The 26,622-nt window shown below is 63.9% G+C and carries 23 protein-coding genes; 9 read left to right on the forward strand and 14 right to left on the reverse strand.

What is annotated here, in order from left to right; translation table 11 throughout:
- Window positions 1–64: 64 nt before the first annotated feature.
- The 5 genes from CXB49_RS12860 to CXB49_RS12880 all read right to left on the reverse strand — a co-directional run bounded on the left by CXB49_RS12860 (window position 65) and on the right by CXB49_RS12880 (window position 3,446).
- On the reverse strand, window positions 65–979 hold the full coding sequence (locus CXB49_RS12860) for a GlxA family transcriptional regulator (RefSeq protein ID WP_101710705.1): 915 nt from the start codon (window positions 977–979) through the stop codon (window positions 65–67).
- Window positions 972–1,877 (reverse strand): EamA family transporter, encoded by a 906-nt coding sequence (locus tag CXB49_RS12865; RefSeq protein ID WP_101708768.1) that lies wholly within the window; start codon window positions 1,875–1,877, stop codon window positions 972–974. The genes CXB49_RS12860 and CXB49_RS12865 overlap by 8 nt, the downstream gene beginning before the upstream one ends.
- The gene (locus CXB49_RS12870; RefSeq protein ID WP_101708769.1) at window positions 1,864–2,076 is read right to left on the reverse strand and encodes a DUF1737 domain-containing protein; all 213 of its coding nucleotides are present in this window, start codon (window positions 2,074–2,076) and stop codon (window positions 1,864–1,866) included. Before CXB49_RS12870 ends, CXB49_RS12865 begins: the two co-directional genes overlap by 14 nt.
- Before the next feature lie 100 nt (window positions 2,077–2,176).
- The gene (locus CXB49_RS12875) at window positions 2,177–2,731 is read right to left on the reverse strand and encodes an isochorismatase family protein (RefSeq protein ID WP_101708770.1); all 555 of its coding nucleotides are present in this window, start codon (window positions 2,729–2,731) and stop codon (window positions 2,177–2,179) included.
- Window positions 2,732–2,834: 103 nt separating this feature from the next.
- Window positions 2,835–3,446, reverse strand: a complete 612-nt coding sequence (locus CXB49_RS12880) for a LysE family translocator (protein ID WP_101708771.1) — start codon at window positions 3,444–3,446, stop codon at window positions 2,835–2,837.
- Between the two features lie 184 nt (window positions 3,447–3,630).
- Here CXB49_RS12880 and CXB49_RS12885 point away from each other — a divergent pair, with 184 nt between their 5' ends.
- The 4 genes from CXB49_RS12885 (at window position 3,631) to CXB49_RS12900 (ending at window position 8,371) form a co-directional block, all read left to right on the forward strand.
- Entirely contained in the window at window positions 3,631–5,076 is a 1,446-nt protein-coding gene (locus tag CXB49_RS12885; protein WP_101708772.1) for a PLP-dependent aminotransferase family protein, read from the forward strand.
- Between the two features lie 234 nt (window positions 5,077–5,310).
- Window positions 5,311–5,574 (forward strand): translation initiation factor IF-1, encoded by a 264-nt coding sequence (infA, locus tag CXB49_RS12890; RefSeq protein WP_101708773.1) that lies wholly within the window; start codon window positions 5,311–5,313, stop codon window positions 5,572–5,574.
- A gap of 121 nt (window positions 5,575–5,695) precedes the next feature.
- Window positions 5,696–7,015: a glycoside hydrolase family 19 protein gene (locus CXB49_RS12895; protein WP_101708774.1), complete on the forward strand. Its 1,320-nt coding sequence runs from the start codon at window positions 5,696–5,698 to the stop codon at window positions 7,013–7,015.
- 201 nt (window positions 7,016–7,216) lie between these two features.
- Window positions 7,217–8,371 (forward strand): class I SAM-dependent methyltransferase, encoded by a 1,155-nt coding sequence (locus CXB49_RS12900; RefSeq protein WP_101708775.1) that lies wholly within the window; start codon window positions 7,217–7,219, stop codon window positions 8,369–8,371.
- A gap of 28 nt (window positions 8,372–8,399) precedes the next feature.
- On the opposite strand, the gene CXB49_RS12905 is transcribed toward CXB49_RS12900, so the two are convergent.
- The 3 genes from CXB49_RS12905 to uvrA all read right to left on the reverse strand — a co-directional run bounded on the left by CXB49_RS12905 (window position 8,400) and on the right by uvrA (window position 12,107).
- Window positions 8,400–8,711 carry a thioredoxin family protein gene (locus CXB49_RS12905; RefSeq protein WP_101708776.1) on the reverse strand — a complete coding sequence of 104 codons (312 nt, stop codon included), beginning with the start codon at window positions 8,709–8,711 and terminating at the stop codon, window positions 8,400–8,402.
- A 56-nt stretch (window positions 8,712–8,767) separates the two neighbouring features.
- A complete protein-coding gene (locus tag CXB49_RS12910; protein WP_101708777.1) occupies window positions 8,768–9,214 on the reverse strand; it encodes a VOC family protein in 447 nt (148 codons plus the stop codon).
- A 61-nt stretch (window positions 9,215–9,275) separates the two neighbouring features.
- Complete coding sequence (uvrA, locus tag CXB49_RS12915; protein ID WP_101708778.1) at window positions 9,276–12,107, reverse strand: excinuclease ABC subunit UvrA; 2,832 nt, start codon at window positions 12,105–12,107, stop codon at window positions 9,276–9,278.
- A gap of 166 nt (window positions 12,108–12,273) precedes the next feature.
- On the opposite strand from uvrA, the gene CXB49_RS12920 reads away from it, so the two are divergent.
- Both CXB49_RS12920 and CXB49_RS12925 read left to right on the forward strand, forming a co-directional pair.
- The gene (locus CXB49_RS12920) at window positions 12,274–13,635 is read left to right on the forward strand and encodes an MFS transporter (RefSeq protein ID WP_101708779.1); all 1,362 of its coding nucleotides are present in this window, start codon (window positions 12,274–12,276) and stop codon (window positions 13,633–13,635) included.
- Between the two features lie 436 nt (window positions 13,636–14,071).
- Window positions 14,072–15,016: an N-acetylmuramoyl-L-alanine amidase-like domain-containing protein gene (locus tag CXB49_RS12925; RefSeq protein ID WP_199406682.1), complete on the forward strand. Its 945-nt coding sequence runs from the start codon at window positions 14,072–14,074 to the stop codon at window positions 15,014–15,016.
- 166 nt (window positions 15,017–15,182) lie between these two features.
- Here CXB49_RS12925 and CXB49_RS12930 read toward each other — a convergent pair whose 3' ends face one another.
- Window positions 15,183–15,857, reverse strand: a complete 675-nt coding sequence (locus CXB49_RS12930) for an OmpA family protein (protein WP_233492800.1) — start codon at window positions 15,855–15,857, stop codon at window positions 15,183–15,185.
- 373 nt (window positions 15,858–16,230) lie between these two features.
- On the opposite strand from CXB49_RS12930, the gene CXB49_RS12935 reads away from it, so the two are divergent.
- Window positions 16,231–16,704: a single-stranded DNA-binding protein gene (locus CXB49_RS12935; protein ID WP_101708780.1), complete on the forward strand. Its 474-nt coding sequence runs from the start codon at window positions 16,231–16,233 to the stop codon at window positions 16,702–16,704.
- A gap of 39 nt (window positions 16,705–16,743) precedes the next feature.
- Here CXB49_RS12935 and CXB49_RS23960 read toward each other — a convergent pair whose 3' ends face one another.
- Entirely contained in the window at window positions 16,744–17,031 is a 288-nt protein-coding gene (locus CXB49_RS23960) for a hypothetical protein (protein ID WP_199406920.1), read from the reverse strand.
- On the opposite strand from CXB49_RS23960, the gene CXB49_RS12940 reads away from it, so the two are divergent.
- Complete coding sequence (locus CXB49_RS12940; RefSeq protein WP_158300821.1) at window positions 16,939–17,847, forward strand: LysR family transcriptional regulator; 909 nt, start codon at window positions 16,939–16,941, stop codon at window positions 17,845–17,847. The two genes, CXB49_RS23960 and CXB49_RS12940, sit on opposite strands and share 93 nt — an antisense overlap.
- A 6-nt stretch (window positions 17,848–17,853) precedes the next feature.
- On the opposite strand, the gene CXB49_RS12945 is transcribed toward CXB49_RS12940, so the two are convergent.
- Entirely contained in the window at window positions 17,854–18,405 is a 552-nt protein-coding gene (locus tag CXB49_RS12945) for a heme-binding protein (protein WP_158300822.1), read from the reverse strand.
- Between the two features lie 268 nt (window positions 18,406–18,673).
- Between CXB49_RS12945 and CXB49_RS12950 the strand changes: the two genes are divergently transcribed.
- Window positions 18,674–19,084, forward strand: coding sequence for a hypothetical protein (locus CXB49_RS12950; protein WP_101708783.1), 411 nt, complete (start codon window positions 18,674–18,676; stop codon window positions 19,082–19,084).
- A gap of 181 nt (window positions 19,085–19,265) precedes the next feature.
- Here the strand turns inward: CXB49_RS12950 and CXB49_RS12955 are convergent, their stop codons facing one another.
- The 3 genes from CXB49_RS12955 to CXB49_RS12965 form a co-directional block, all read right to left on the reverse strand.
- On the reverse strand, window positions 19,266–20,378 hold the full coding sequence (locus tag CXB49_RS12955) for a pyridoxal phosphate-dependent aminotransferase (protein ID WP_101708784.1): 1,113 nt from the start codon (window positions 20,376–20,378) through the stop codon (window positions 19,266–19,268).
- Between the two features lie 473 nt (window positions 20,379–20,851).
- The gene (locus CXB49_RS12960) at window positions 20,852–24,847 is read right to left on the reverse strand and encodes an RHS repeat domain-containing protein (RefSeq protein ID WP_233492801.1); all 3,996 of its coding nucleotides are present in this window, start codon (window positions 24,845–24,847) and stop codon (window positions 20,852–20,854) included.
- A 228-nt stretch (window positions 24,848–25,075) separates the two neighbouring features.
- The gene (locus CXB49_RS12965; RefSeq protein ID WP_101708786.1) at window positions 25,076–26,347 is read right to left on the reverse strand and encodes a hypothetical protein; all 1,272 of its coding nucleotides are present in this window, start codon (window positions 26,345–26,347) and stop codon (window positions 25,076–25,078) included.
- Between the last annotated feature and the right edge of the window lie 275 nt (window positions 26,348–26,622).

A 26,622-nucleotide genomic window follows, 5' to 3' on the forward strand; every position in this document is an offset into this window, starting at 1 on the left:
TCGTCAACCCGAACATCGGCCTGTCGCGATGAAACTTGAGAAAAGCCCGGCATCGAACTGCCCGTCAGTCATGCAAGACGGCGGCGCGGTCCATCTGGCGCGCCGAGGAAAACCCGGCCGCCAGCGCCGCCTTCTCCTTGCCCAGGCCGCCGGCGCGCCATTGACGGGCCAGCGCCAGCCGCAGCGCGCGATGGTAGTCGTGCGCCGAGACGCCGGCGTGATCGCGGAACAGCCGCGACAGATGGCGCGCGCTGACATGCACCTTGCCGGCCAGCTCCTCCAGCGGCCAGTCGCGCACCGGATCGGCGCAAATCAGGTCCTGGGCGCGGTGCAGCGCCGGATGCAGATGGTTGCGCCAGGCCAGCCACGGCGACAGCTCCGGGTCCTGCGACGAGCGGCGGAAATACACCACCATCTCGCGCGCCACCGCGCGGGCGACGCCGGGATCGGCCAGCGCGCCGATCAGGTGCAGCGCCAGGTCGACGCCGGCGGTGATCCCGGCGCTGCTGCTGCACGGCCCGTCGTCGACGAAGACGCGGTTTTCCAGCACCCTGGCCGCCGGCGCCAGCGCGCGCAGGCGCTCCAGCAGGCTGTGGTGGCTGGTGCAATTCCGGCCGTCGAACAAGCCGGCCTCGGCCAGCAGCAGGCTGCCCGAGCAAATGCCGACCCAGCTCACGCCGGGCTGCGAGCGGCGCGCCGCCAGCCAGGCGACGATGCGCCGCGCCTCCGGCCGGGCATGGGCCTCGGCCGACGGCGTCGAGCCGGGCACCACCACCAGCGAGCCGTCCGGCAACGCGTCCGGCAACGGTCCCACACGGCCCAGCGGCAAGCCCAGCGAGGTGTCCACCTCGGCCGACGCGCCGACGTAATGCAACCGGAAGCCGGCGCCCTGCTCCCCGGCCAGACGAAAAGCGTCGGCCGGACCGGCCAGGTCCAGCAACAGCAAGCCGGGCGGCAGGACGAAATAGATGTCACGCACGGCGGGCCCCGCCATCCGCGACCGCCGCCAGCAGCCGGCCGCCGAACACCGTGACCACCAGGCCGGCCATCAGCAGGCCGCTGCCGGCCAGCTGCGCCGGCGTCAGACTCTCGTTCAGCAGCCAGTGCGAAGCCAGCAGTCCCACCACCGGCACCAGCAGCGAAAACGGCGCCACCTTGGCCGCGGCGTGGCGCGCCAGCAGCCTGCTCCACAGACCGTAGCCGAGCATCGTGGCCGCGAAGGCCAGATAGGCGACGGCGAACAGCGACTGCGAGTCGAAGCCGCGCAGGGCGCCGACGATCCGCTCGCCGCCCTCCAGCCACCACGACAGCAGCAGGAAAGGCAGCGGCGGAATCAGGCTGGACCACACCACCAGTCCCAGCGGCTCCACCTTGAAGCCGGCCTTGCCTATCGCGCGCACGACGATATTGGACGCCGCCCAGCTGGTGGCCGCGGCGATGGTCAGGCCAAAGCCCAGCGCCGTCATGTCGCCGCCGTTGCCGATGCCGATCAGCGCCAGCCCGCCCAGCGCCAACACCAGTCCCGCCAGCTGGCTGCGCCGCCAGGGCTCGCCCAGCACCAGCCGCGCCAGCAGCAAGGTGAAGAAGGCCTGGGACTGCAGCACCACCGAGGCGAGGCCGGCAGGCATGCCCAGCTTGATCGCCGAGAACAAGCAGCCGAACTGCCCGACCCCGACCGTCAGCCCGTACCAGGCCAGGTAGCGCCACGGCAGCGCCGGCCGCCTGACGATGAACACCGCCGGCAGCGCCACCAGCGCGAAGCGCAAGGCGCCCAGCAACAGCGGCGGCACGCCGGCCACGCCCCATTTGATCACCACGAAATTCACGCCCCAGACCAGCACGATGGCCAGCGCCTGCGCCACGTCAGTCAGCGGCATCGTTCGCTCCCGGCCACAGCACCGCCTGCGCGACGATCACGCGCTCGCCGTTGAAGGCGGCCGCCGGCGAACCGTACAAGCGGTAGCCGAGCGCCAGCGCCTCGCTGACCCGCTTGCAGAAGGCCGAATCATCCGGTCCTGTCAGCAGCCGGTAGGCCGGCATGCCGTCGGGCGGGGCGCTTGATCGATGTTGCGGCATGACTGCTCCTCATCTGGACAAATCGAATGGCGACACCTTATGACATGCGGGCGTCCAGCGGCAAGCGCGGAAGGCGCCCGCCGCCGGAATAGGCCCGGGATCAGTCCTCCAGCCGCCGCAGCGCCTCCTCCACGGTGACGATGGTGGCGAAGCGGCCGGCCAGCACCAGCTCGGTGCGGGCGCGGATGTCGGCGGCGCTGTAGGTCACGCCGCTGCCGGCGTGCGTCATCGGGAAAGTCAGCGTCGCCTCGGTGACGAAGTCCACCTCGTAGCCCAGGTCCGACGCCACGCGGGTGGTGGTCTCGCAGCACTGTTCGGTGCGGATGCCGGAGATCAGCAGCTTCTGGATGCCGTGCTTGATCAGCCAGCTTTGCAGGCCGGAATCGGTCAGCGCGTTATGGACATGCTTGACGAAGGTGGCGTCCGGCGTGTGCTTCAGCCAGTCCAGCGGGCGCACCAGGCCGGAGGCCGCGGAGAACGGGCCGTCCGCGCCCTGCTCGTGCAGGATGTTGATCACCGGCACGCGGCGCGCCTGGGCGCCGGCGATCAGCGCCTGCTGCGCCGCCTGGTAGGCCGGCAGATCCTGTTCGGTCCAGAACGGACGGTTGCGGAACGATTCCTGTACGTCGATGACCAGCAGCGCGGACTTCTTCATGGTGCTTCTCCTTGATTGGGGCGTTGAATATGGACTTGATATTAGGCTTCTCAACTCCAGTATTTAAGGCCATCAATGGACAAGCCCCTGCCAAAAACGGACATCATGCCGCGAGTACCGGCAACAGCTCGTCGCACAGCAGCCACAAAGCGGTGACGGCCATCAGCGCGCCCATCGTCAGGTTGTAAGCCAGCAAGGCGCGCGGCGCGGCCAGCCAGCGCCGCAGCTTCTCGCCGCCCCAGGCCCAGACGCTGATGCAGGGCAGATTGACCACGGCGAAGGCCAGCGCCAGCAGCAAGGCGGCGACCAGCTGGCCGCCGCCGGCCGGCATGAACAGGATGGACGCGTTCAACACCATCACCCAGGCCTTGGGATTCAGCCACTGGAACAGCGCCGCGCCGACAAAGCTCAGCGGCCGCGCCTGCTCGCGCGCCTCGGGCCGGCCGGCGCGGGCGATCTGCCACGACAGCCACAACAGGTAGACGCAGCCGGCCACCGCCAGCGGCGGCCGCCAGGAACTGAGCCAGCCCAGCATCTGCGCCAGCAGCATCCCCACGATGAACACCTGCAGCGCGCAACCTAGGCTGATGCCCAGCATGTGCGGCACGGTGCGGCGAAAACCGAAATTGACGCCGGACGAAGCCAGCATCAGGTTGTTGGGCCCCGGCGTGATCGACATCAGGGCGATATAGGACAGCAAAGCGAATTCTGGCATCGCGGATCTCCTGCGAAAACGGCAAGCGGCGACAGGCCCTTGCCCACCGGAAAATCTTATTCGCGCCACGCCGATGGATACAGAACCAAAAATACACTATTGATCTGGTTACAGATTTGTCTTTCCTTCAACTGTCACCATCCGCTATGATCACAGCTGTGCCCCTCCGGTCCGCAAGGCAGACATGCAGAACAGCGCCCCCACCCTCTACCAGCAACTGGCCGACGACCTGTCGCTGGCGATCAGCCGCGGCACGCTGCCGCCGGGTTCGCGGCTGCCGTCGGTGCGCCGCGCCGCGCACAGCCGCCAGCTCAGCCTGAACACCGTGGTCAGCGCCTACCGCGTGCTGGAGGATCGCGGCCTGATCGAGGCCCGGCCGCAATCGGGCTATTACGTGCGCTCGCGGCTGCCGTCGCCGGCGCGGCCGGCCGGCACCGAGAGCGGACCGGCCACGCCGACCCAGCACGCGGTGCTGGATCTGATAGGCACCGTGCTGCAGGCGCAGCAGAGCGAGGGCTTCATCGATCTGGCGCTGGCCTGCCCGCGCGGCGGCGACTTCTATCCCGGTAACAAGCTGGCGCGGCTGATGGGACAGATCCTGCGCCGCCAGCCCGGCATGGTCAGCACCTATGCGCTGCCGCCCGGCTCGGAGCGGCTGCGCACCCAGATCGCCCGCCGCGGCATGGACCTGGGCATGACGCTGCAGCCGGACAACATCATCCTGACCCACGGCTGCATGGAGGCGCTGCAGTTGGCGCTGCGCGCCGTCACCCGTCACGGCGACGCGGTGGGGCTGGAATCGCCGACCTATTTCAATCTGCTGCCGCTATTGGCCAGCCTGGGGCTGAAGGCGGTGGAAATCCCCACCGATCCGCAGACCGGCTTGTCGATAGACGCAGTGGAGGTGCTGCTGGCCGAACGGCGCATCCAGGCGCTGGTGGCGATGCCCAATGTGCACAATCCGCTGGGTTGCTGCATGCCGCTGGAAGCCAAGAAACGGCTGGCCCGGCTGGTCAAGCAGCATCAGGTGCCGCTGATAGAGGACGCGCTTTACGCCGAGCTGCAATTCGCCGACACGCTGGCGCCGGCGGTGAAGGCTTTCGACAGCGACGGCTGGATCATCGTCTGCGCCAGCTACACCAAGACGCTGGCGCCGGATTTCCGCATAGGCTGGATGGAAGGCGGCCGCTTCACCGCCTCGCTGCGCAAGCTGAAATTCGCCTCGTCGGTGGCGCAGCCGGCCGTGCTGGCCGAAACGCTGGGCGTCTTCCTGGAATCCGGCGGCTACGACCACCATCTGCGCACGCTGAAGCGCCGCTACGCCGCCCACGTCGAGAAAGTGCGCGGCCTGATCGCCCGCCACTTCCCGGCCGGCACCCGCGCCACGCTGCCGCAAGGCGGCTTCCTTATCTGGCTGGAGCTGCCGGAGGACTGCGACAGCGTGGCGCTGTTCCACGCCGCGATGGCCGAGAAGATCAGCCTGATTCCCGGCCCGCTCAGTTCGCCCGGCGGCCGCTACCGCAACGCGCTGCGCTTGTCCTGCTGCTATCCGCTGGACGAACGCTATCTGGCGGCGCTGGTGCGGGTCGGCCAGCTGGCCTGCGCGCAACAAGAAAGCCCGGCCGCGTGAACACCGTTGCCGCCTTGCAAACAAATCAGCTGACCGCGCCGGCGGTTGGCGCTACAATGACGGTTGCCTCTATGAGTTCCGACGCCCGGCCGCCGGCCTGGCGTCTCGCCTTGCCCTTTGGAATGCCCCGCGTTCCAGCCTGCTTGGTCCCGAATTGAAGCTCCATCGCACCGCCCGGCTGTCGCCCGCGACCGCCCGGCCGCATTGCATTGTCCGTATTGAGAAAGGAAATCCATGTCCAAGGAAGACATGATCGAACTGGAAGGCGTTGTCGTCGAAATGTTGCCGGAGTCGCGCTTTCGCGTGAAGCTGGACAACAATATCGAAATCCTTGCCTACGGTTCGGGCAAGATGAAGATGCACCGCATCCGCGTACTGGTCGGCGACCGTGTCACCGTGGAAATGTCGCCGTACGACCTGACCAAGGGCCGCATCAACTTCCGCCACCCGACCGCCAATCCGGGCGGCGGCGCCCCGCGCCCGTTCCGCAGACGCTAAGCCGCTGCCGGGCCATGCGCCCGGAGCAGGCCAATCGAATACATTTGCATTTGACATATTTCGTATTGGTTCCATAGTGGTATTACGTGCCGTTCGGCATGCCCCACTTCGAGGATCCAATATGAAACTGTTCGCCTCATTCGCCCTATTGCTGCTGGCCGGCCCGGCGTTGGCCGCGCCATGGAGTCTCGGCGCCGGCTACCAAAAGGGCCAGGTCGTGCAATGGCAGGGCCGCGACTGGCAGGCCAAGTGGCCCACCCGCGGCGAAACGCCCGGCGCCAACCCCCGCGGTTCGTGGATCGCCCACGTCGGCGCCGGCGCGCGCCGGCTGGATGACGCCGCGCCGCCGATTCCGACGCTGCAGCAAGCCCTGCAGCACGAAGCCGACCTGACCAACAACGACTTCTTCCGCAAGGTCAAGGCTTCGATCCGCACGCTGCCCAGCGACCAGGTGGAGCAAGTCGCGCCCGGCCGCGCCGCCAATCCGGTCAATGTCCGCCGCGTCGAGCGGCTGCTGCCGTCGGCCAAGTGGGAATACTATTTCTCGCGCCGCGACCCCAGCTACACCTATACCCGCTTCCTGCAGGCCGTGGCCAAATTCCCCGGCGTCTGCGACGACTACAGCGACGGCCGCGACGCCGACGCCATCTGTCGCCACAGCCTGGCGACGATGTTTGCCCACTTCGCCCAGGAAACCGGCAACCACGACGCCAGCGACACCGTGCCGCAATGGCGCCAGGGCCTGGCCTATCTGCGCGAGATGGGATGCACCGACAGCGGCAGCGCCTGCGGCTACAACACCGAATGCAACGATCCGGTATTCAACAAGGTGTGGACCTGCGGCAAGAACGCCGACGGCAGCTGGAAGAAATACTACGGCCGCGGCGCCAAGCAGCTGTCGTACAACTACAACTACGGCCCGTTCTCGCAGGCGATGAACAACGGCGACCAGTCGGTGCTGCTGCAGAATCCGGACCTGGTGGCCAGCACCTGGCTCAACCTGGCCTCGGCCACCTTCTTCTTCGTCTACCCGCAACCGCCGAAACCGTCGATGCTGCACGTGATCGACGGCACCTGGGTGCCGAACGCCGCCGACATCGCCGCCGGCGCCGGCAACAACTTCGCCACCACCATCCAGATCATCAACGGCGAATGCGGCGGCGGCACCGAGCGGCAGGCGGCGCAGAACCGCATCGACTACTACAAGCAGTTCGCCCACGATTTGGGCTGGGACTACGGCAACGAACAGCTGTCCTGCGCCAATATGCAGCGCTTCACCTCGGCCAGTTCCGCCGCCTACAACATCTACTGGGAAAAGGACTGGAAATGGGGCGATGACTACCAGTGCCAGCTGGTCAGCTACCAGACGCCGTACAGCGCGCTGCAGGCGGGCAACTACCAGCACTGCGTCGAAGACAACTGGGGGATCAAGCTGAAATAAGCCCGCAATCCGCGCCGGACGGCCCGCCCTTCCAGTCCGTCCGGCGCGTTTTCCAGGTGACGGCCGCCCCCATTGCGTTTACCATTCAGCCCTTCCCCGCCGTCCCGCACCCCAAAGCCCGCCGCCGCCTCGCGGCGAGTCGCCCCTATGGCCATGCGCTGACGCGAACCCGCCTTTGGCCAACCTTTTCGACCGCAAGACATGACCCAGACAACGCAGCCCGGCGCCGACGCGCACCCCACCGCACACTGGCAGGAAGCCGGCGCCGAACGCAGCGCCCGCTGGCGCTCCGAAGCCGGCCTGCCGCCGCCCAAACGCATCGTGATCGCCGACGACAGCCTGTCGGCCGACGCCGCCTACAAGCTGGCCTGCGAAGGCGGCACCCTGCTGTGGCGCGGCGACTACCAGAACGCCCGCCAGCTGCTGCAGGCACTGGCGCGGCGCGTGGACCGCAAGGGCGCCAAGGCCGGCGCCACGCCGCTGGAATCGTTCCACCTGCACCGCCAGGCGCAGGGACGCCGCGCGCAGATCCTGTCGCGGCTGGTGCTGCCGCTAGACGCCGACTACATCATCCCGCTGCGGCGCGCGCCCGATCTGAGCCAGGCCTGCCTGGAAGCCTACGGCGAGGGCGGCGAAGCGTCGCTGGTGCCGCTGCGCGAGCTCTTGGGCCTGATAGGCGCCCACGAATGGCGCAAGAAGGGCGTGGAAGTGAAAGCGCTGGCCGCGCGCATCCACCCGCATTACGGCGTATTCGCGCCGATACGCGGCGAATACGTCGATCTAGTCGCCGACGCGCCGCTGCCCGGCACCGCGCTGGCCTTCGACATCGGCACCGGCAGCGGCGTGCTGGCGGCGCTACTGGCCAAGCGCGGCGTGGCCCGCGTCGTCGCCACCGATCAGGACGCGCGCGCGCTGGCCTGCGCCGCCGACAATCTGCAACGACTGAAGCTGGATGGCCAGGTGGAATTGCAACGCGCCAATCTGTTCCCCGAGGGACGGACGCAACTGGCGATATGCAATCCGCCCTGGCTGCCGGCCAAGCCCAGCTCGGCGATAGAATACGCGGTCTACGACCCGGACAGCGCCATGCTGCGCGGCTATCTGGACGGCCTGGCCGAACACCTGCTGCCCGGCGGCGAAGGCTGGCTGATCCTGTCCGACCTGGCCGAGCACCTGGGCCTGCGCCCGCGCGAGCAACTGCTGCAATGGATGGACCAGGCCGGCCTCGTCGTGCTGGGCCGGCTGGACGTCAAGCCCAGCCACAAGAAGGCGGTGGAACAGACCGACGGCCTGAGCGCGGCGCGTCAGGCCGAAATCACCAGCCTGTGGCGGCTGGGCGTCAAAACGCCGGTCTGAGACCGCGCCGCCCCGGCCTGCCTCCCGGCTAGACGCCGGCCGGCAGCGCCTCCAGATCGCCCAGACTCTGCGGCCTCACCGCGCGACCGATCTCGACGCCGTCGCGCAGCAGGACGAAGCTGGGCCACAGCTTGACGCCGTACAGCCGCCCCAGCCGTCGGCCCTTGCCGTCCTCCACCGCCAGATGGCGCAGAGACGGGTGCGCGGACAAGAACTGCGCCAGCAGCGGCTGCGCGCCCTGGCAATGCGGACACCAGTCGACGCCGAACTCCAACAGCGTCAGGCCCGGCAGCGCCGCCACGTCCTCCGGCGAGGGATTGTCGATCAGATAATGCGTCATGCGCCCGCTCCAATGGAAAAACACCCGCTCGCGGCGGGTGTCTCGAACAACGGGGATCAAACGGCCAACTGGCCGCCCAGCTTCAGCTTGCCGACCAGCCAGGTGTGGTCGTAGCTGACGATCTCGTACGGATTGCCGAACGGGTCGACGAAGGACAGCGCGCAGAAGAAGCGGTGGTCGCGCACCGAATCGCGGGCGATGCTCTGGCCTTCTCGATTGGTGACGCGCTCGCCGGCCAGCTGGTCTATCCATTCGACGAACTCCTGGCCGCTGACCACGAAGGCGACCGCGCCCTGAGCGCCGGATGGCGCCGCGTCGGGATCTTCGCTGATCGCCAGCCGCACATTGCCGCTGGCATTGGCCAGCATCGCGGTATTGTGCTCGCCGTCGGTCTTGTAACGCGTGTCGGCCACCAGGCCCAGCACGCGCTGGTACCATTTCAGCGCCGCCGCAGCGTCCTTGACGCGGATGTGGATGTGATCGATTTTGCCTAAGCTCAGCATGCCTGCCTCTTGTATTCGGTGTGTCTGGCGCCGGCCGTGGCCGGCGCATCGTTTTGACGTATCAGCCCTTGTCCCGCGCCAGCAACGGCGCCAGATAGCGTCCGGTATGGCTGACCGGATTGGCCGCCACTTGTTCCGGCGTGCCGCAGGCGATGATCTGGCCGCCGCCGGCGCCGCCTTCCGGCCCCAGGTCTATCAGCCAGTCTGCGGTTTTGACCACGTCCAGATTATGCTCGATCACCACCACGGTGTTGCCGCTTTCGCGCAGACGGTGCAGCACCTGCAGCAACAGGTCGATGTCGTGGAAGTGCAGGCCGGTGGTCGGTTCGTCCAGGATGTACAGCGTTCGGCCGGTGTCGCGCTTCGAGAGTTCCAGGCCCAGCTTGACCCGCTGCGCCTCGCCGCCGGACAGCGTGGTCGCGCTCTGGCCCAGACGGATGTAGCCCAGGCCGACGTCCATCAGCGTTTTCAGCTTGCGCGCCACCGGCGGCACCACGGCGAAGAATTCCAGCGCCTGCTCCACCGTCATCTCGAGCACTTCCTGGATGCTCTTGCCCTTGTAGTGCACTTCCAGCGTCTCGCGGTTGTAGCGCTTGCCGTGGCAGACGTCGCAGGGCACGTAGATGTCCGGCAGGAAGTGCATCTCCACCTTGATCACGCCGTCGCCCTGGCAGGCCTCGCAGCGGCCGCCCTTGACGTTGAACGAGAAACGGCCCGGGCCGTAGCCGCGCTCGCGCGCCAGCGGCACGCCGGAAAACAGCTCGCGTATCGGCGTGAACAGGCCGGTGTAAGTGGCCGGATTGGAACGCGGCGTGCGGCCGATCGGGCTCTGGTCGACATTGATCACCTTGTCCAGCTGATCCAGGCCCTTGATCTCGCGGTACGGCGACGGCTCCTCGCCGGCGCCGTTCAGATCGCGCGCGGCGATCTTGTACAGCGTGTCGTTGATCAGCGTGGACTTGCCGGAGCCGGACACGCCGGTGATGCACACCAGGCCGCCCAGCGGCAGATTCAGCGTCACATCCTTCAGATTGTTGCCGGTGGCGCCGATCAGCTGCAGCATCCGCTCCTCGGAGAGCTCGCGGCGGCCACCCGGCAGCGCGATCTTGCGGCGGCCGGACAGGAAGGCGCCGGTGACCGAGTTTTCGCTGGCCGCCACGTCGGCCGGCGTGCCGGCCACCAGCACTTCGCCGCCATGCTCGCCGGCGCCGGGCCCCATGTCCACCAGGTAGTCGGCCTCGCGGATCGCGTCCTCGTCGTGCTCGACGACGATCACGCTGTTGCCGAGGTCGCGCAGCCGCTTCAGCGTGCCCAACAGGCGGTCGTTGTCGCGCTGGTGCAGGCCGATGGACGGCTCGTCCAGCACATACATCACGCCGGTCAGGCCGGAGCCGATCTGGCTGGCCAGCCGGATGCGCTGCGCCTCGCCGCCGGACAGGGTGTCGGCGGAGCGGGACAGGTTCAGGTAGTCGAGGCCGACGTTGTTCAGGAAGGAAACCCGCTCACGGATCTCCTTGACGATCTTCTCCGCCACCGCCTGCTTCTGGCCGGTGAATTCCAGCGAATCGAAGAAGTCCGCCGTCTCCTTCAGCGGCAGCTGGTTGATCTCATGCAGCGTGCGCGTGCCGATGAAGACGTGGCGGGCCTCCAGCCGCAGCCGGGAGCCGCTGCAATGCGGGCAGGCCTGGTTGTTCTGGTACTTGGCCAGCTCCTCGCGCACCGCCATCGAATCGGTCTCGCGGTAGCGGCGCTCCAGATTCGGGATGATGCCCTCGAACGGGTGGGCGCGGGTGAACTTGGTGCCCTTCTCCGACATATAGCTGAACTCGATGCTGTCGCGGCCGGAACCGTGCAACACCACGTGCTTGACCTTCTCCGGCAGGTCGTCGAAAGCCAGTTCGGCGACCGAGAAACCATAGTGCTCGCCCAGCGCCAACAGCATCTGGAAGTAGAACTGGTTGCGCTTGTCCCAGCCCTTGATCGCGCCGGAGGCGAGGGAAAGCTCCGGATGCGCGACCACGCGCTTGGGATCGAAGAAGGTGATCTCGCCCAGGCCGTCGCACTTGGGGCAGGCGCCCATCGGATTGTTGAACGAGAACAGCCGCGGCTCCAGCTCCGGCAGGCTGTAGCTGCACACCGGGCAGGCGAACTTGGCGGAAAACCAGTGCTCCTTGCCGCTATCCATTTCGACGGCGATCGCGCGGCCCTCGGCGTGACGCAGCGCGGTCTCGAAGCTCTCGGCCAGCCGCTGCTGCATGTCGGCGCGCACCTTCAGGCGGTCTATCACCACCTCGACGGTGTGCTTCTTGTTCTTGTCGAGCTTGGGCACCGCGTCCAGCTCGTATACCTCGCCGTCCACCCGCACGCGGACGAAGCCCTGCGCGCGCAGGTCGTCGAACAGATCCAGATTCTCGCCCTTGCGGCCGACGATGACCGGCGCCAGGATCATCACCCGCATTTCCTCCGGCAAGGCCAACACGTGGTCCACCATCTGGCTGACGGTCTGGCTGGACAGCGGCACATCGTGGTCCGGGCAGTGCGGATCGCCGACGCGGGCGAACAAGAGGCGCAGGTAGTCGTGGATTTCGGTGACGGTGCCGACGGTGGAGCGCGGGTTGTGGCTGGTGGCCTTCTGTTCGATCGAGATCGCCGGCGACAGGCCCTCGATCAGGTCGACGTCCGGCTTTTCCATCAATTGCAGGAACTGGCGCGCATAGGCCGACAGGCTCTCCACGTAGCGGCGCTGGCCTTCGGCGTACAGCGTGTCGAAAGCGAGCGAGGACTTGCCGGAGCCGGACAGGCCGGTAATCACGATCAACTGGTTGCGTGGCAGATCCAGGTTGACGTTCTTCAAATTGTGGGTGCGGGCGCCACGGATGCGGATGCTGTCCATAAGAAGCTGTTACTCACCGTCGTCAGGGAACCTGTTAATATACCCGACTTGGCCGGGCCGACTCCACTCGTCCGTGCAGCGGCGACACCGAATCTGCCGTTTCGCCGTCATCCATTTGCCCGGCGCGGTCGTTAAAACCAAGATACCCAAGAACGAAACACACCGCATGAATGCCACTGAACTGCGGGCCAGCCTGGGGCTGGCCGGTATCTACGCCCTGCGCATGCTGGGCATGTTCCTGATCCTGCCCGTCTTCGCCATCTACGCCAAAACCCTGCAGGGCGCCGACAACCACACGCTGATCGGCATCGCGCTGGGCAGTTACGGCCTGACCCAGGCCATCCTGCAACTGCCGCTGGGCATGCTGTCCGACCGCATCGGCCGCAAGAAGGTGATCTACGGCGGCCTGCTGCTGTTCGCGCTGGGCAGCTTCGTCGCCGCCGGCGCGCACGACATTGCCACGCTGACCATCGGCCGCGTGATCCAGGGCGCCGGCGCCATCTCCGCCGCCATCACCGCGCTATTGGCCGACCTGACCCGCGAGGAAAACCGCACCAAGGCGATGGCGATGATAGGCATGTCGATCGGCACCACCTTCGCCGCCAGCCTGGTGCTGGGCCCGCTGCTGGCGAAGTATATCGGCGTCAACGGCATCTTCGCGCTGACCGGCTTCCTGTCGCTGGCGGCGCTGATTGGCGTATGGCTGATCATTCCGGATCCGGCGCAGTCGCGCTTCCACTCCGACACCGAGGCCAACGCCAAACGGCTGCCGGCGGTGCTCAGAAACGGCCAGCTGCTGCGGCTGAACTACGGCATCTTCGCGCTGCACGCGGCGCAGATGGCGATGTTCGTCACCGTGCCCTTCGCGCTGATCAAGACCGCCCACCTGGACAAATCCCAGCACTGGCAGGTCTACCTGCCGGTGACGGTGATAGGTTTCATCCTGATGGTGCCCGCCATCATCTACGGCGAGAAGAAGGCCAGGCTGAAGCCGGTCTTCATCGGCGCCATCGCGCTGATGACCGCCGCCCAGCTGGGCATGGCGCTGGCGCTGGACAGCTTCTGGCAGATCGCCAGCTGGCTGTCGCTGTACTTCATCGCCTTCAACATTCTGGAGGCGACGCTGCCGTCGCTGATCTCCAAGATCGCCCCGGCCGACGCCAAGGGCACGGCCATAGGCGTCTACAACACCTCGCAATCATTCGGCCTCTTCCTCGGCGCGGCCGCCGGCGGCTGGCTGTACAGCCATTACGGCCCGGCCGGCGTGTTCGGCTTCACCACGCTGCTGATGCTGTCCTGGCTGATCTGGTCGCTGGGCATGCAGGCGCCGAAGGCGGTGCGCTCGGTGATGCTCCACATCGGCGACGCCTGGCAGGGCGATGCCGAGGCCTTGTCGCGCGAGCTGGCCTCGGTGGCCGGCGTCGACGAGGCGGTGGTGGTGCTGGCCGACCGCGTCGCCTATCTGAAGGTGTCGCAACAGCAGTGGGACGAGACCGAGGTCCGCCGGCTGATAGACGCCACGTTCTAAGCCCCCGGACGCCATCAAGGGCGGTCTTGAGCATAAGGCCGCCCTTAGACATTTCAGACATCGCAACAGTAGTTAACAACTCGGTCGTCCGGATTCACATCGGCTTTCAATTCCGTCACGAAATCCGCCATGTTCGCCGAATGGCATGCAATACAATGATTTTCATCAAATCAGCAACAAGGAAAACATGAGACGCCATGCCTGAGGCCTAGCGCCGCGCCACGCCGCGGGCCACCAGACTCAGCCATGCCGTTTCCCGCCTGTACGCCGAGGGGCGCCTCCCGCGCCATTCGACCTCGCGCTTCCCCATCCCACTCGACGCCCCTGCGGGCGCGCAATCCGCCTGAACTTGGCAAGGAGACTCCATGAAGTCTGCGATTCGGACGACTCTCTCCCTCACCTCCAGCGGTGTTTACGCATTGAAGACGGCATCCCGATGCGAAATCGGCAAGCCCGCCCCGATATCGATGCGGACATCCGGCAAAGGCATCAGCCATCCGCCGCGCGGCAACAACTGAACGAGAGCCCGATCATGAGAAAAACGCTATTGGCGGCATGGCTCCTCTTTCCTGGCGCGGCATATGCAGACAACAACATTGATTTTCACAATATAAAAGAGCAAAAACTGATTGAGATATTCCAGCAAAACGAAAAATCTCCGCCCGGCTGGAAGATAAAAATCTTTTCAAGCCTTTTCCTGGGAAACGCCTACTTCCCCAGCAGATTGATAGGCTCGAATCATGCCGATGAAAAACTGGTGGTGGACTTCGGCAGGTTGGACTGCTTCACTTATCTGGATTATGTCGAGTCGTTGCGGCGCTCCTCCAGCATCCATAATTTTGTCGAAAATGTGATGTTCACCCGCTACGTCGAAGGGAAAGTCAGTTATCTCTCCAGAAAGCACTTCTTCTCCGACTGGGTCAGCACCGAGCCGCGCTATGTGAAAGATGTGACGCAGTCCATCAGCAGCCTCGCCATAACCGTAGTCAAACAAATCAATCAAAGGGCAGACGGCAGCCCTTACATTGCCGGGCTGAAAACGAAGCGCCGAAACATCAGCTACATACCTGGCGAAAAAATAGACGACGACGCGCTGAAGAGATTAAAGGACGGGGACTACATCGGGATTTACGCTGAGGCCGCGGGACTGGATGTCACGCATACCGGCATTTTCGTCCGCCAGCCCGACGGCCCTATGTTTAGAAACGCCTCAGCGCTGTCCAGCAATATGAAGGTTGTGGACTCGCCCTTTCTCAACTACGTGAAAAAATGGCCCGGAATCATCGTCTATCGGGCCATCGATGCGCAGTCATCGCCAACGTCGGGCACGCCTGATGCCGAGCGGCAAACCGCCGGACTCAACGCGAAGCAAACGCTTTGACTCGCCGCGCCGGCTCGATGGCCAGTAGTCGTCGGCCAGGCAAACACGCCGCCGGCCGAACCGCAAGCAGGCCCGAGCCTCTTCACCGAGTTTGACATTTGAATGCGGCGGAGGCCGCGCCCCGCCATCGCGAAACGCAGCCTCCGCCGCCTATGCCTCCAACAACTTATTTTTGCGGCTGCGCCGGCTCGGCCACGTAGATCTCGACGCGACGGTTCATCGCGCGGCCGGACACGGTGCCGTTGTCGGCCACCGGCTCGCGCGAGCCGCGGCCATCGATGCCGATGCGGTTGACGTCCACGCCGCGCGACGCCAGATAACCCTGCGTCGCCTTGGCGCGGTTGACCGACAACGGGTTGTTGATCGCGTCGGTGCCGGTGTTGTCGGTATGGCCGATGATGTTGACCGAGGTCACCGGGTTCTGCTGCAGCGTCGTGGCCAGCTTGTCCAGCACCGGTTTCAGGCTGGGCTTCAGCGCGTAGCTGCCGGTATCGAAGGAGGCGTCGCTGGGGATATTGATCTTCAGCCGGTTGTCGGCGGTTTGGCTGACGCCTATGCCGGTTCCCTTGGTCGCCTGCTCCATCGCCTCTTTCTGCTTCTGCATGTGCTGCGACCACAGATAGCCGCCGCCTGCGCCCAACAGGCCGCCGATCGCCGCGCCGGTGGCCGCGCTGCGTCCGCCGTGGCCGCCCGCGGTCAAGGCGCCGATCGCCGCGCCCACGCCGGCGCCGATCGCCGCGCCGCCTCCGACGCCCTTCTGCGTGTCGCTCATATTGGCGCAGCCTCCAAGGCCCACCACGCTCGCCACCAGCATCGACACCACCGCGTTTTTCATCATCATGCTTGCATTCTCCTCACAAAGATTCAGGAAAGACCGCGCCCGACCTGGCCGGTTCCCGCCATGACTGGCGGCGCGCAAACCGGCGCCAGCCGCGCCAACGACGGAATGCTACAGCCTACGCCGAAACATCCGCCCCCGCACCCTCCGGTTTTCACGCGAGCCGCCCGCGATTGCCGTGTATAATGTCGCCCAATCGTTCGGCCCGCGCCCGGCCGCTCGGGTTCCGCCGCCCCGGCCTTTTCGGCAGGTGGCGGCCCGACGCGGCGCGCCGACTTGGATACCACGGGCAAATCCGACGGCGCCGGCAGCCGGCGCCCGACCGGGCCGCCGTCCCGGCGCAGGCCAAGCAGTATGAACTTATCCGGAGAATCGAATGAACAGCATCACCTTTGACGGCCGTCTGGCCGCCGACGCCGAACTGCGTTACACCCCGAGCGGCGAGCCCGTCCTGTCGTTCCGCGTGGCCAGCGACATCGGCTTCGGCGAGCGCAAGAGCACCAACTGGTTCAGCTGCCAGGTATGGGGCAAGCGCGGTGAATCGCTGAAGAACTACCTGGCCAAGGGCCAGCAGGTGACGGTCTACGGCCAGCTGACGCTGCGCGAATGGCAGGACAAGGACGGCAACAAGCGCGTGTCGCCGGACGTGCGCGTCAACGAACTGAGCCTGCAGGGCGGCCGCAACGAGATGGGCGGCGGCGCCTCCTCCGGCGGCATGGGCGGCGGCATGGACGATGGCTACGGCTACAACGCGCCGGCCCAGCGCCAGGAAGCGCCGGCCGCGCCGCGCCGCCAGGAGCCGAAGCCGGCTCCGCGCATGGACGACATGGACGACGACATCCCGTTCTGATGGTCACCTGACCTGACAATGTAAACAAAACAAGCCGAATCATTGATTTGATTCGGCTTTTTCTTTATTCACATTTAAAAACACCATTGGCATTGCCGATGACATGCGCCTGTCTTTAACATGCTTCTGCCCCGAATCGGCGCGCCCTTCCCCCGCGCGCCTCCTCTCTGCAAGCGGCTCCGGCCGGAATGAGGCCGGCCGGCCATCATGTGGAATTTTCGGCAACCAGGACTCATGACAAAATTCACCCTGCAGGATTTCCAGCTCTTTGTCCGGCTTGCCGAATCTCTGTCTGTCGCCGCGGTGGCGCGGGAGCGAGGCGAGCATCCGAGTCGGATATCGCGCATGCTGTCCCATATGGAGGCGGAATGCGGACTGCGCTTGTTTCACCGCAGCACCCACGGCTTGTCGCTGACCGACGACGGCTGCATTTTTCTCGAACACGCCAAGACCATCACTCGCGATGCGGACGCCCTGGCCGACGACCTGGCGGCGCGCAGCAATCGGGTCTTCGGCCTGGTCAGAATCAGCGCGCCATGCATCCTCGCCGAATACGTGCTGATTCCGCGTTTGCGCCAACTGGCCCACCGTCACGCCGACCTCAACATCAGCCTGCACATCTCCGACCGGCAGGTCGATATGTCGACCGAAGGCATAGACATCGCCGTCAGAGCGGGCATCTCGCCGCGCGACACCCATGTGGCGCGCAAGCTCGGATCGCACCGCAGGGCCTTGTACGCCTCGCCCGCCTATCTGGCGGCGCGCGGCATGCCAGAAACGCCGCGGGACCTGGCGCGGCACGATCTGATCGCCAATGCCGCGGTCAGCGCTCACAATCAATGGCCGTTCGACGAAGACGACGCCTTGTCCGTCCTGCCGGTGGCCGGGCGGATACAGGCCGACAATACCGCCGCCATCGTCTCGTTGGCGCAGGCGGGCCTGGGCATCGGCCGCATCAACAAGGTGATCGGCCAGGAACTGGCTGCGCGCGGGAGCCTGACACAAGTCCTGGCCGGCTACGAGGACCCGACCGAGTTCGAAATCTCGGCCGTGACCCTCGCGCCGCGCAACCGGGTGCCCAAGATATCGGCCTGCCTGGATTTTCTGGCGGAATGCTTCAGCGCGTTCAGAGAGCCTGCCTGACAAGCACTAGAGACGGCCCTTGATCTTGTCGATGCCGGCCTGCGCGCAGGCCTCGTCGTCCAGGCTTTTCGGCGCGCCGCTGACGCCGATCGCGGCAATCGCCTGTCCGTTCTGCTTCAGCAAGACGGCGCCCGGCAGCATCAACAGAATGGACGCGCCATTGCTCGCGGCGGGCGAGACCTTGCCGATCAGCGCGCTATTGCTGTCCACCCCCTGCATCGGCCCCATGCTCATCACGGTGTAAGCCTTGCGATAGGAAAACTCCTGGGAGTGGATAGGGCTGCCGTCGCCGCGCGCCTGCAGCTTGATCACGCCATCCGGATCGACGATCGTGACGGCGACTTTGAGCCCCTTGGCCTCGCACACCCGCACCGTCTCGCCGACGGCGTCCATCGCCAGCGACAGCGGCAAACCGCCCGGCGCCGGGAGCGTTTGCCCGCATGCGGAAACCGACAGCGTCGACGCGATGCCGAACCATGCCAGCCCCATCGTCGCTTTGCGCAAGAAACCGCGTTTCACCGCGCCATCGCATTCGATCTTCATCGTTCGCACACTCATCTCAAGCTCCATGACAGTACCGGCATCCGGATGGCATGACTATCGCAGTTCGCGCTTGCGGCAGAAACCGGACGAGGCGCAATTCGGTATTGCAGAACCGGCACGACGGAAAACGGTCCACCCTCTACCCACCACCGGCGACGCCGATAGGAAATATCCGACAGTACCCTCGGCATCGCCGTCGCCGGTCTCGCCCGGCGACAATGCGCGGCGCGCGGTTCCGGCTTCGGCATCCGGCGCGCCCTCTGTCACCTCATGGAGTCGAACAATGAAAACCCTGATCGCCATCGCGCTGGCAAGCACCAGCCTTTCCGCCATCGCATGCGCCGTCCCCGAACAACTGGACGGCAAGACCCTGATCAATGTCGCCGATCCGGCATACTCGCCCGGCAATCCGAATGCGGGGACCATCATGAAGCTGCGGTTCGGCAAAGACGGCTACGAAAACAAGATACTGAGCAAGGGCCTGCTCGTGCGCGGACAGTACCGGTATCGCAAGTTGCACGACACGGTCGGCCTGATGGAGGCCAACGAGCTGTACGACGGGCGGGCCACCCGCTATACCCTGGTGCTGACCTGCCTGAACGACAACTCCGGCACCGCGGTGTTCACCCAGACCCAGGGAGCCATCCCGCCCGACAACCGCCAGAACACGGTACGCTACACGATAGATCAATAAGCGTCGGGCGAGCCGGCCCCGCGCCGGCGGAACGCCGTCCGCGCTCCGCCGCAAGTCCCAGGCTCTTAGAGCCGTTAACAAAACCTCGCAGAATACCTGAGCCAAGGCGCGCCCGACGCAGGCAGTACAGAGAGTACGACAAGGAGGCGCAACGCAGGATCAGGGGTTTTGTTAGCGGGTCTTAGAGTTGCTCGCGAATGGCGGCGGAAATGCTTGCCAGACCATTCCGAAGCTCGCCCTCCTCAGGCCAGCCGAAGCCGATTCTCATATAATTCCTGGGCATTTCAAACCAGTCCCCCGCCCCAACATATGCATGGTGATTTTTCAGCAAGGAATCATAGAATTTATCCAGATTGAATCCAGCCGGAACCTTCAGCCGCGGAAAGCAGACCACGCCGGCCGAAGGCTCAACCCATTCGATATAAGCCTCGGATCGGACCCATTCCCGGACAATGGCGAGCCGGCTGAGATTCGTCTTATTACTGATGGCAAGCCAGTCGCTCCGCTCACGCAATACCGCATAGCCTATCGCCTCATCAACGACAGAGCCGCAGATTCCGATTTGCTCCTTGGCCGCCAAGAAAAGCTTATAAAGCTCGGCGCGGCGCGTGATCAACCACCCAAGACGAATGCCAGGCGTGCCATATGCCTTAGACAGAGATGAAACCGAGATGAATCGATCGCTGATGGCCGCCGCGGTGGGGTAAGGCGATGAATAGGCCAGATCACGATAGGTCTCATCGACCAATACCAGGCAGTCATGCTTCTCCGCAATCGCGCCCAGCCGCGCGAGGTCTGCCCAGGACATGACCGTGCCGGTAGGATTGTGTGGGCATGTGACGCTGATATAGACAGTATTCGGCCGAATGGCCTTTTCCACCTCGCCCAGGTCAATCCTGAACCCGTCATCGAACTTCAAATCAATATATGTTATCTCGCACCCGATTGCCCTCGGAGTCTCGATATTGGTCGCATAATTAGGCCTGATCACGACCAAGTGCGAATCCTTGTCGAGCAAGGAAGTGGCAATGATAAACAGCGCCCCGGCCGCTCCATTGCAAATCAAGACATCGTCTTCGACGACAGTTTGGCTATCACTCTGCTTGGCGATCAAACGGCGGAGGCGAGCCTCTCCACGATGCTCGCCATACAGCAGGGTCAGATCATCCAAATCCATATCAAAGTCTTTAAATTTCCGATCAGAGACGGAGCTCTCGGAAAGATTGAATTTGATTTTCCCGTAGCCAAGCTCTTCCGGGGACTCTGCCTCAATAAGCATGCGTGTATATTTCATCTTTAGCGTCCCATTGAAATTTAAAATCACGGCTTACATAACAGGCTCCCAACACGACGCGCCGACGACAGCCGGCCCGTTTTCCTCCCCCTCCTCGACCGTTCGGCCGACACCGCCCCAATCCCCGGGGATGCCCAAGGCAATCCTGGCTTGCCAGGGCGGACCGGCGCGACCGCATCCGGCAATGCGCGGCCATACCGTCGTATTCGGCAGAGGAATCGCACAGCGTCCGGCCGCGGTCCGCCAGGGAAAAGAGGAGAGGCCCAGCCTAGCCGACCGGCATCGCGGCAGGACCGGCGGGGCGGAATTTAAGAAAGATCCGACTTCATCCGGACCGCTGCGGACAAGACCGGCATGGCGCGGGAGCTTGACCGGGGAATCATCGGTCCATCAAAGCCGGGAATACCCGCTCATCCGCGAAGCCGGGCTGGCGCGCAGCCCAGAAAAGCCGGCGCCAGCCGGCACCGCGCGCATCAGCGCGACGACCGATAACCGTAGGGGGTATAGCAATAAGTTTTCGTCTGGCCGTCCTCCTGCTGCGAAACAATGCTGCCCTTGCCGTCCGCGCCGGTCAGCGATGTCGTCGAAGTTTTGCCGTCGTCGTTAACCTGGGCCGCGCAGCCGCCGGCCCCGTACACCAGCCGCACGCGGCTGTCGCCGTCCGCCGGCTTCTGTCCGGACCGGGTCATCCACTCGTTGACCAGCCTGTCGGCCTGGTAATAGAGACGGTGCTCCATCCCGGATTTTTCCACCGACTGGCAAACCAGGCGGTCGTGCGCGTCATAGCTGTAGCCGGCGTTGCCGGCGGGACCATCCACCCGCGACAACCTCCCCAGCGCGTCGTAATGCAATGTCCGGCCGGCCTCATCGCGCACCAAGCGGCCAGCCTTGTCGTATTTCAAATCGATAGCGGCCGGATAGTCGCTGGCGGTATGCGTCACCTTGCTCAGCTGACACGGGTCTGCCTTGTTCTCGAACAGATATTCCGCCACGTCCTCGCCGCCCCCATCCAATAAGGTCGTGCATTTGCGGATATTGCTGAACGCGTCGAACTCGAAGCGCTGCCCGAGCATCGCCTTGCCATAAGCGTCGCGCGGCAGCAGCGAACCCGACGCCGTATAGGTTTTCAGCCGATTGCGGGCATCGTAGGCAAAGGTCTCGTCGCACAACAACTTGCTTCCGCCAAAGCGCTGCCGCTGATGCAGCTGGCCATTCGGATACCAGAACTGCAGCAAGGTATCGATCTCTCCGGATTTGGCGGCCAGCGTTCGCTTGATTTCGCGCCCCAGGCTGTCCCGCTCCACGGTCGTGGTCAGCGCGTGCCCCTGCTTGTCTTTCGCCGTCCAGGCGGAAAGCTGCTGCAAGCCGTTGTACTCCAGCGTCACGGTGACGGCCTCGTCGGCGATCTCTATCAGCTTGCCGATATACGCCGCCGCGGTCTGGTAAGTGCGGGCCTGCGCTGCGCCGTCGATGCCGACGCCGCTCTGCAAACTGCCGGTCAGCGAATAACGGTAACTGGCCTTCTTCCGTCCGCCGGAGCGGATGTCCTGCCCCTCTTCGCGCAGCCGCCCCGACGGCCATCTATTCCATGTCGACTGGGCGCCGCCGGCCTCTTCCGCCGTCTGCAGCTGTCCCTGCGGCAGTCGATAGGAATAGGACTGCGTGATGGCCGGCACCGCGGGCTGCTGATCCGGGCAGGTCGCGGTGACCGACTTCAGCGCCTCGTTCAGCTTGTCGTCGACCGCGTGGACCCGGGCGCGGCCATCCGCGCCCGTCACCGTATGTGGCAGCGACGCGGCGTCGTTCGCATATTCGAACCGGGTCGGTCGTCCGCCGCTGACGGTCTCTTTCAAGCGCCCCAAACCATCGAAACGCTGCGTGCCGGCCACGGTCTCCACGTCGTGCTCGACGACGCCGATCCGCGTCGGCAGCGCCGTCTGGCTGAACGGGGCGTATTGCTTGCGCAGCGCGGAGCCGTCCGGCAGCACGGTTTCCACCATCCGCCCCCAGACGTCATAACGGTATTGCGTGTGGTTCCCCATCTCGTCGGTGCCGCGGCGCAGCCTGTGCGCGCCGTCCCAGACCGATACGGTGGCGCTGTACGGCTTGTCCTCGACGTCCCATGAACGGCTTTCCCGGTGGTAGGCCAAGACGATGCGGCGCGTCGGATCATGACTGGCCTTGCTGTAGAACTGCTTGCCCTTCGCGCTGCAGCGGTCCGTTCCGACCAGCCACGATGTGACGGTCAGGCCGATCGGGTCGACCTCGTGGTGCGATTCCAGGCCGGTTTCCAACACCCGCTCGACGCTGAGCTGCCCCCACTGGTCCCAGCCTCGCTCTACCGTCTTGCGCAGCGTCACCGGCTTGTTGGCCCGGTCATGCACGACGTCGGTCATCGTGACGCGCGCCGCTCGGCCGGCCTCGTCGTATTGATGAACCGCCACCGTCTGCCAGCCCAGGCCGTTGTCCCTGTCGCACACCTCCTCCCGGACCACCCGGCCCAGTCCGTCATGGCTGCTGCGGCTCTGGTTGCCCAGCGCGTCGGTATGGATCAGTTGCGCCGGCGCGTCGGCCGCGGGCCATCGATAATCCCAGCGCTCGGCGCTGCGATATTCCGCCAGATCCGGATGGACCGTCTGGGTCTGCAGCCGGCCCAGCCGGTCGTAATGGTACGACACCGTATTGCCCAGGGCGCTGGTTTCGGACAACAGACGCCCGGTCAATGCCGACTGGACCTGGATGGACGACACCGTCTGCGACCCGCCGGCCTGCTTGTCCAGCGGATCTTTCTTGACCGTCAGGCTGACGGTCTGCTTCAGCGCGATATCGTGGTTGCCGCTGTGCGTCGGCTCGAAAGTGAAATGCTGCGTCGCCTCGTAAGGCGTTTGATCGGGGCCGTAGGTGGTGACGGTCCGGGTCTTGATTCGCCCATGCTCGATCTGCTCGGGGGCATCGAAATAATCATAGCGTTCCTGCGCCATCCGCTGCGGACGGTACGCCGTCCACGCCGGCTTTCCTCGCTGCATCGCGTCGCGCGCCTCCGGACCCGGCGCCCCGACGTAATAGGTCGCCGTCTTTTGCAACGCCGCTTCCGGGTGCAGGCTGCCGGCGCGCGTCCTGGCCGCCTGGAAAACGTATTCGGTGCGGCTGGCCGTTTCGTCGCCGAACTCGGCGCTTATCGGAGGAAAGACCGTCTTGCTCTTGATATAGCGGCTGAATCCTTCCGGTTCCGCCGGACACCGCCCCGGCTCGCCGCCGCGCGGGTAGTACTCGATAACGGTGATCGAACCGTCCGCGGCGGTTTGCTTGACCAGTTGCCCGGCATCGTCGTACTCGAACGAAACCGACTCGGTTCTGGCCCGGCCGGCCGTCTCCCAGCTTGTCGTCTGCCGGATCGGCAGCTGGAACGTCGCCGGCTGCGCCTGGTACGACTGCCCCTCCAGCGCCGGATAAGCGGTCTCCTGCCGGAAAACGCAATTGCCCTCGCGAACCTCCTCCGAGATCAGCAAGTGGAAGTTATTGTACTTTCGGGTCGTGCTCCGGATGGCGCTGACCGGATTCAACGATTTGTCGAGCAACTTCTCGACAGACTGATAGTGGTACTGCACCTGGATATCGAACAATTCGTCCGCGCCGCCTTGCGAACCGTTGAAGCGGGCGCCATGACCCAGATAATTGGCGGCGGAGTACTCATAGTAGGTCTGAATCGCCGGCTGTTCCACGCCGGGGAGCAAGGTATGCATGACCACCGCCGGCAAGCCGATGCCGTCTCCCCCGTCTTGCAACTTCATCCGCAACGGCTCGTACTTGACGCGCTGGATCAGCCCGGTCGGCGCGCTCAGCTCGTTCAGCAACAGGCCGCCCACCGCCGCCGTGATCTTCTCATCCGCGTCATATCCCAAAGTCCAGACGATGCCGTCGCCGCCCAGGCTTTCATTGATGATCCGTCGCAGATAGCCATTTTCGAAATGGAGCGCCAACTCGACTTTCTCATCGGCAGAATCCGGCCATTGCGTTATCGCGACGCTCTCGCCGTCGACCGGCGGATAATCGATCCGCAACAGCGCGCGCTTTTCTTCGTCGAACACCTCCTTCAAGCGCAAATGCCCGGCGCCGGGAGATTCCCAGCGAAGGTGAAGCGCATGTCCCAGCGGAGATTCGATTTTTTCTGGCACGTAGACATCCGGCCCCCATGGCGCGACCAGATGATGAATCTCGCCGCTCTTCAACGCGACGCTGTATTTCCGGACGCCATCGGCTATCGTGCGATGCACTCGGACGGTATCCAGCTTCAATTGGCAGATGGTCACCGGCATCGTGTCTTCATCAATCAAGCGGTAGCGTTCTCCCGATGCCAGAATCAACAGACGCCGCAGCCGGTCGTACTTGACAAACCCGTTCAAGGAAAAGCCCTTGCCCAGGCCATCCGTCGCCTCCCCGGCGCCCAATGGAAAGTAGTTCAAGCGCAAGGGCAACGCCGGAGTCAGGCCATGATTACCTGACAGGATACCCAAGTCGAAACCAAAGGAAAAAAGACCTGTTCGCGGATCCACGCCGCCATTGACAGCGCTCTCGAAATTAAATGCTTGGGAATAAATTTCAGTCTTACCAACCATTTTCAATACTCTCCCCATAAATCTGGCTATCACAGGAACAATCCGCGAACAGGCCTCATCCCCTCAGCTCATGCTTGAAAATCAGCCCAAAACTGCCTCGCTGATAACCGATGGGATTTGCAACATGCCGCTATTCCCATAGACATCTTTTATATTCAGCTTCACCTCGACCTGACGATCACGCCACCCTTCCTGCTCGGTATTATCCATATCGAAATCCAGATTCCACACATAGATGGCAAAACCATCCGGCGGATTGCCATCGACAGGAATGTTTTGATCATGAAGCTGGATACGATAGCGATGATTGAAAGCTTGCAACGGAACGACTTGCGTTACACCAGACAAAAATCCGACATGACTGCCATATGGAGAAACAAAAACAGCATAGACATTTGATCTTCCACCACCCTTGAAATACACGGCCACGGCATCGGTCGCCAACGTTATATCCCCGGCAGTATATTCAACGTCAGAGTCAACCGGGATGGTGTTGAAATGATTCGAGAGATCGTACACACTCTCCAGTGCAAATCGGGAGTTCTTCTGGTACGGAATGCTTTTGACGATAAACTTGGCATACCGGGATTTGGCTTCATAGGAATGATCATGCAGCGGGCCGACCCAGCCCTTTTGCTTCGATTTGATCTCGACCGTGCTCTTTATATTCCAGTGAGTTTCGGATGAGCTGGTTGGAAATTGCCAGTTAGAAAGCACGCTGTAATCTATCGGCGGAACCACATCGACAGCCAAAATACTTTTCAATGCCGCATTCGTTTTTCCGGAAGTATCAAAAATAACGCCATTATGCGCAGGATCAGGCTGCCACACCGCATAGATTTCCCGGCTGCCCAGAGCCGCCCCTTTTTTGGCTTGAAAATAGATATTCATCCAAAAAATCCCTGACGCGGGATCGTTACCCCACTCGAGTTCGTCAGCATAATAAGTATCCGGCTGGCTGGCATAATTAGCGACAGGCATCGCCTCTTCCATGCTCTGCACTACGGATGTATCGTCAGCGACGAGGACTTCTTCCTGATAGAAAGCACTGACCGGCAGATCCCGATAATACTGCGTCTTGCTTTTATGCTGCACCAGCGGGCCGCTATAGTCAGTTCCCGGATCCTTGTCATATCCGAAAAACGGTATGCGCAAACCAGAGCCCAGATAGGCGAAGGTCAAGCCGCCAATCGTGTCTGGACGAAAGTCCTTGATCACCTTCCCGCTGCCGTCCACGCCGCGCAGTCGGACTGTGATGCCGACCTGATGCGCATCGTTGGCAAAGAGCCCTTTCTTACTGGTGCTGGAATCGTCTTTGAACTTGATTTCCAGAAAATTCGCCGTTATAGCCATTTCAACCTCCACTAGGTTTACAGTTAAAGAATCAATCAACCATGTGAAGAATTAAAATCCCTAGCGAATACATCCGCCTTAATCAAGCTGCAATTAAGACTTCTCCGACCAATTAATACCACAAAGTAAAATCCTAACAAGAACCAATTATCATTGATCGATTTCACGCACTAAGAAACGCTGACAAAATCCCGATGCCGGATCGAAGGGGAATACGGCCAGCGCGGCGGAATAGACAGTCCGGTCCGGATTGCCGCAATCGGATCGCGGCGGAG

This window comes from Chromobacterium sp. ATCC 53434, from assembly GCF_002848345.1.
In the GTDB taxonomy this organism is placed as follows: Bacteria; Pseudomonadota; Gammaproteobacteria; order Burkholderiales; family Chromobacteriaceae; genus Chromobacterium.

Coding starts and splice junctions, on each gene's coding strand:
- CXB49_RS12865 (WP_101708768.1), bottom strand. CDS start 1,877: ATGCCGCTGACTGACGTGGCGCAGGCGCTGGCCATCGTGCTGGTCTGG.
- CXB49_RS12870 (WP_101708769.1), bottom strand. CDS start 2,076: ATGCCGCAACATCGATCAAGCGCCCCGCCCGACGGCATGCCGGCCTAC.
- CXB49_RS12875 (WP_101708770.1), bottom strand. CDS start 2,731: ATGAAGAAGTCCGCGCTGCTGGTCATCGACGTACAGGAATCGTTCCGC.
- CXB49_RS12880 (WP_101708771.1), bottom strand. CDS start 3,446: ATGCCAGAATTCGCTTTGCTGTCCTATATCGCCCTGATGTCGATCACG.
- CXB49_RS12885 (WP_101708772.1), top strand. CDS start 3,631: ATGCAGAACAGCGCCCCCACCCTCTACCAGCAACTGGCCGACGACCTG.
- infA (WP_101708773.1), top strand. CDS start 5,311: ATGTCCAAGGAAGACATGATCGAACTGGAAGGCGTTGTCGTCGAAATG.
- CXB49_RS12895 (WP_101708774.1), top strand. CDS start 5,696: ATGAAACTGTTCGCCTCATTCGCCCTATTGCTGCTGGCCGGCCCGGCG.
- CXB49_RS12900 (WP_101708775.1), top strand. CDS start 7,217: ATGACCCAGACAACGCAGCCCGGCGCCGACGCGCACCCCACCGCACAC.
- CXB49_RS12905 (WP_101708776.1), bottom strand. CDS start 8,711: ATGACGCATTATCTGATCGACAATCCCTCGCCGGAGGACGTGGCGGCG.
- CXB49_RS12910 (WP_101708777.1), bottom strand. CDS start 9,214: ATGCTGAGCTTAGGCAAAATCGATCACATCCACATCCGCGTCAAGGAC.
- uvrA (WP_101708778.1), bottom strand. CDS start 12,107: ATGGACAGCATCCGCATCCGTGGCGCCCGCACCCACAATTTGAAGAAC.
- CXB49_RS12920 (WP_101708779.1), top strand. CDS start 12,274: ATGAATGCCACTGAACTGCGGGCCAGCCTGGGGCTGGCCGGTATCTAC.
- CXB49_RS12925 (WP_199406682.1), top strand. CDS start 14,072: ATGCGAAATCGGCAAGCCCGCCCCGATATCGATGCGGACATCCGGCAA.
- CXB49_RS12930 (WP_233492800.1), bottom strand. CDS start 15,857: ATGATGATGAAAAACGCGGTGGTGTCGATGCTGGTGGCGAGCGTGGTG.
- CXB49_RS12935 (WP_101708780.1), top strand. CDS start 16,231: ATGAACAGCATCACCTTTGACGGCCGTCTGGCCGCCGACGCCGAACTG.
- CXB49_RS12940 (WP_158300821.1), top strand. CDS start 16,939: ATGACAAAATTCACCCTGCAGGATTTCCAGCTCTTTGTCCGGCTTGCC.
- CXB49_RS23960 (WP_199406920.1), bottom strand. CDS start 17,031: ATGCTCGCCTCGCTCCCGCGCCACCGCGGCGACAGACAGAGATTCGGC.
- CXB49_RS12945 (WP_158300822.1), bottom strand. CDS start 18,405: ATGAGTGTGCGAACGATGAAGATCGAATGCGATGGCGCGGTGAAACGC.
- CXB49_RS12950 (WP_101708783.1), top strand. CDS start 18,674: ATGAAAACCCTGATCGCCATCGCGCTGGCAAGCACCAGCCTTTCCGCC.
- CXB49_RS12955 (WP_101708784.1), bottom strand. CDS start 20,378: ATGAAATATACACGCATGCTTATTGAGGCAGAGTCCCCGGAAGAGCTT.
- CXB49_RS12965 (WP_101708786.1), bottom strand. CDS start 26,347: ATGGCTATAACGGCGAATTTTCTGGAAATCAAGTTCAAAGACGATTCC.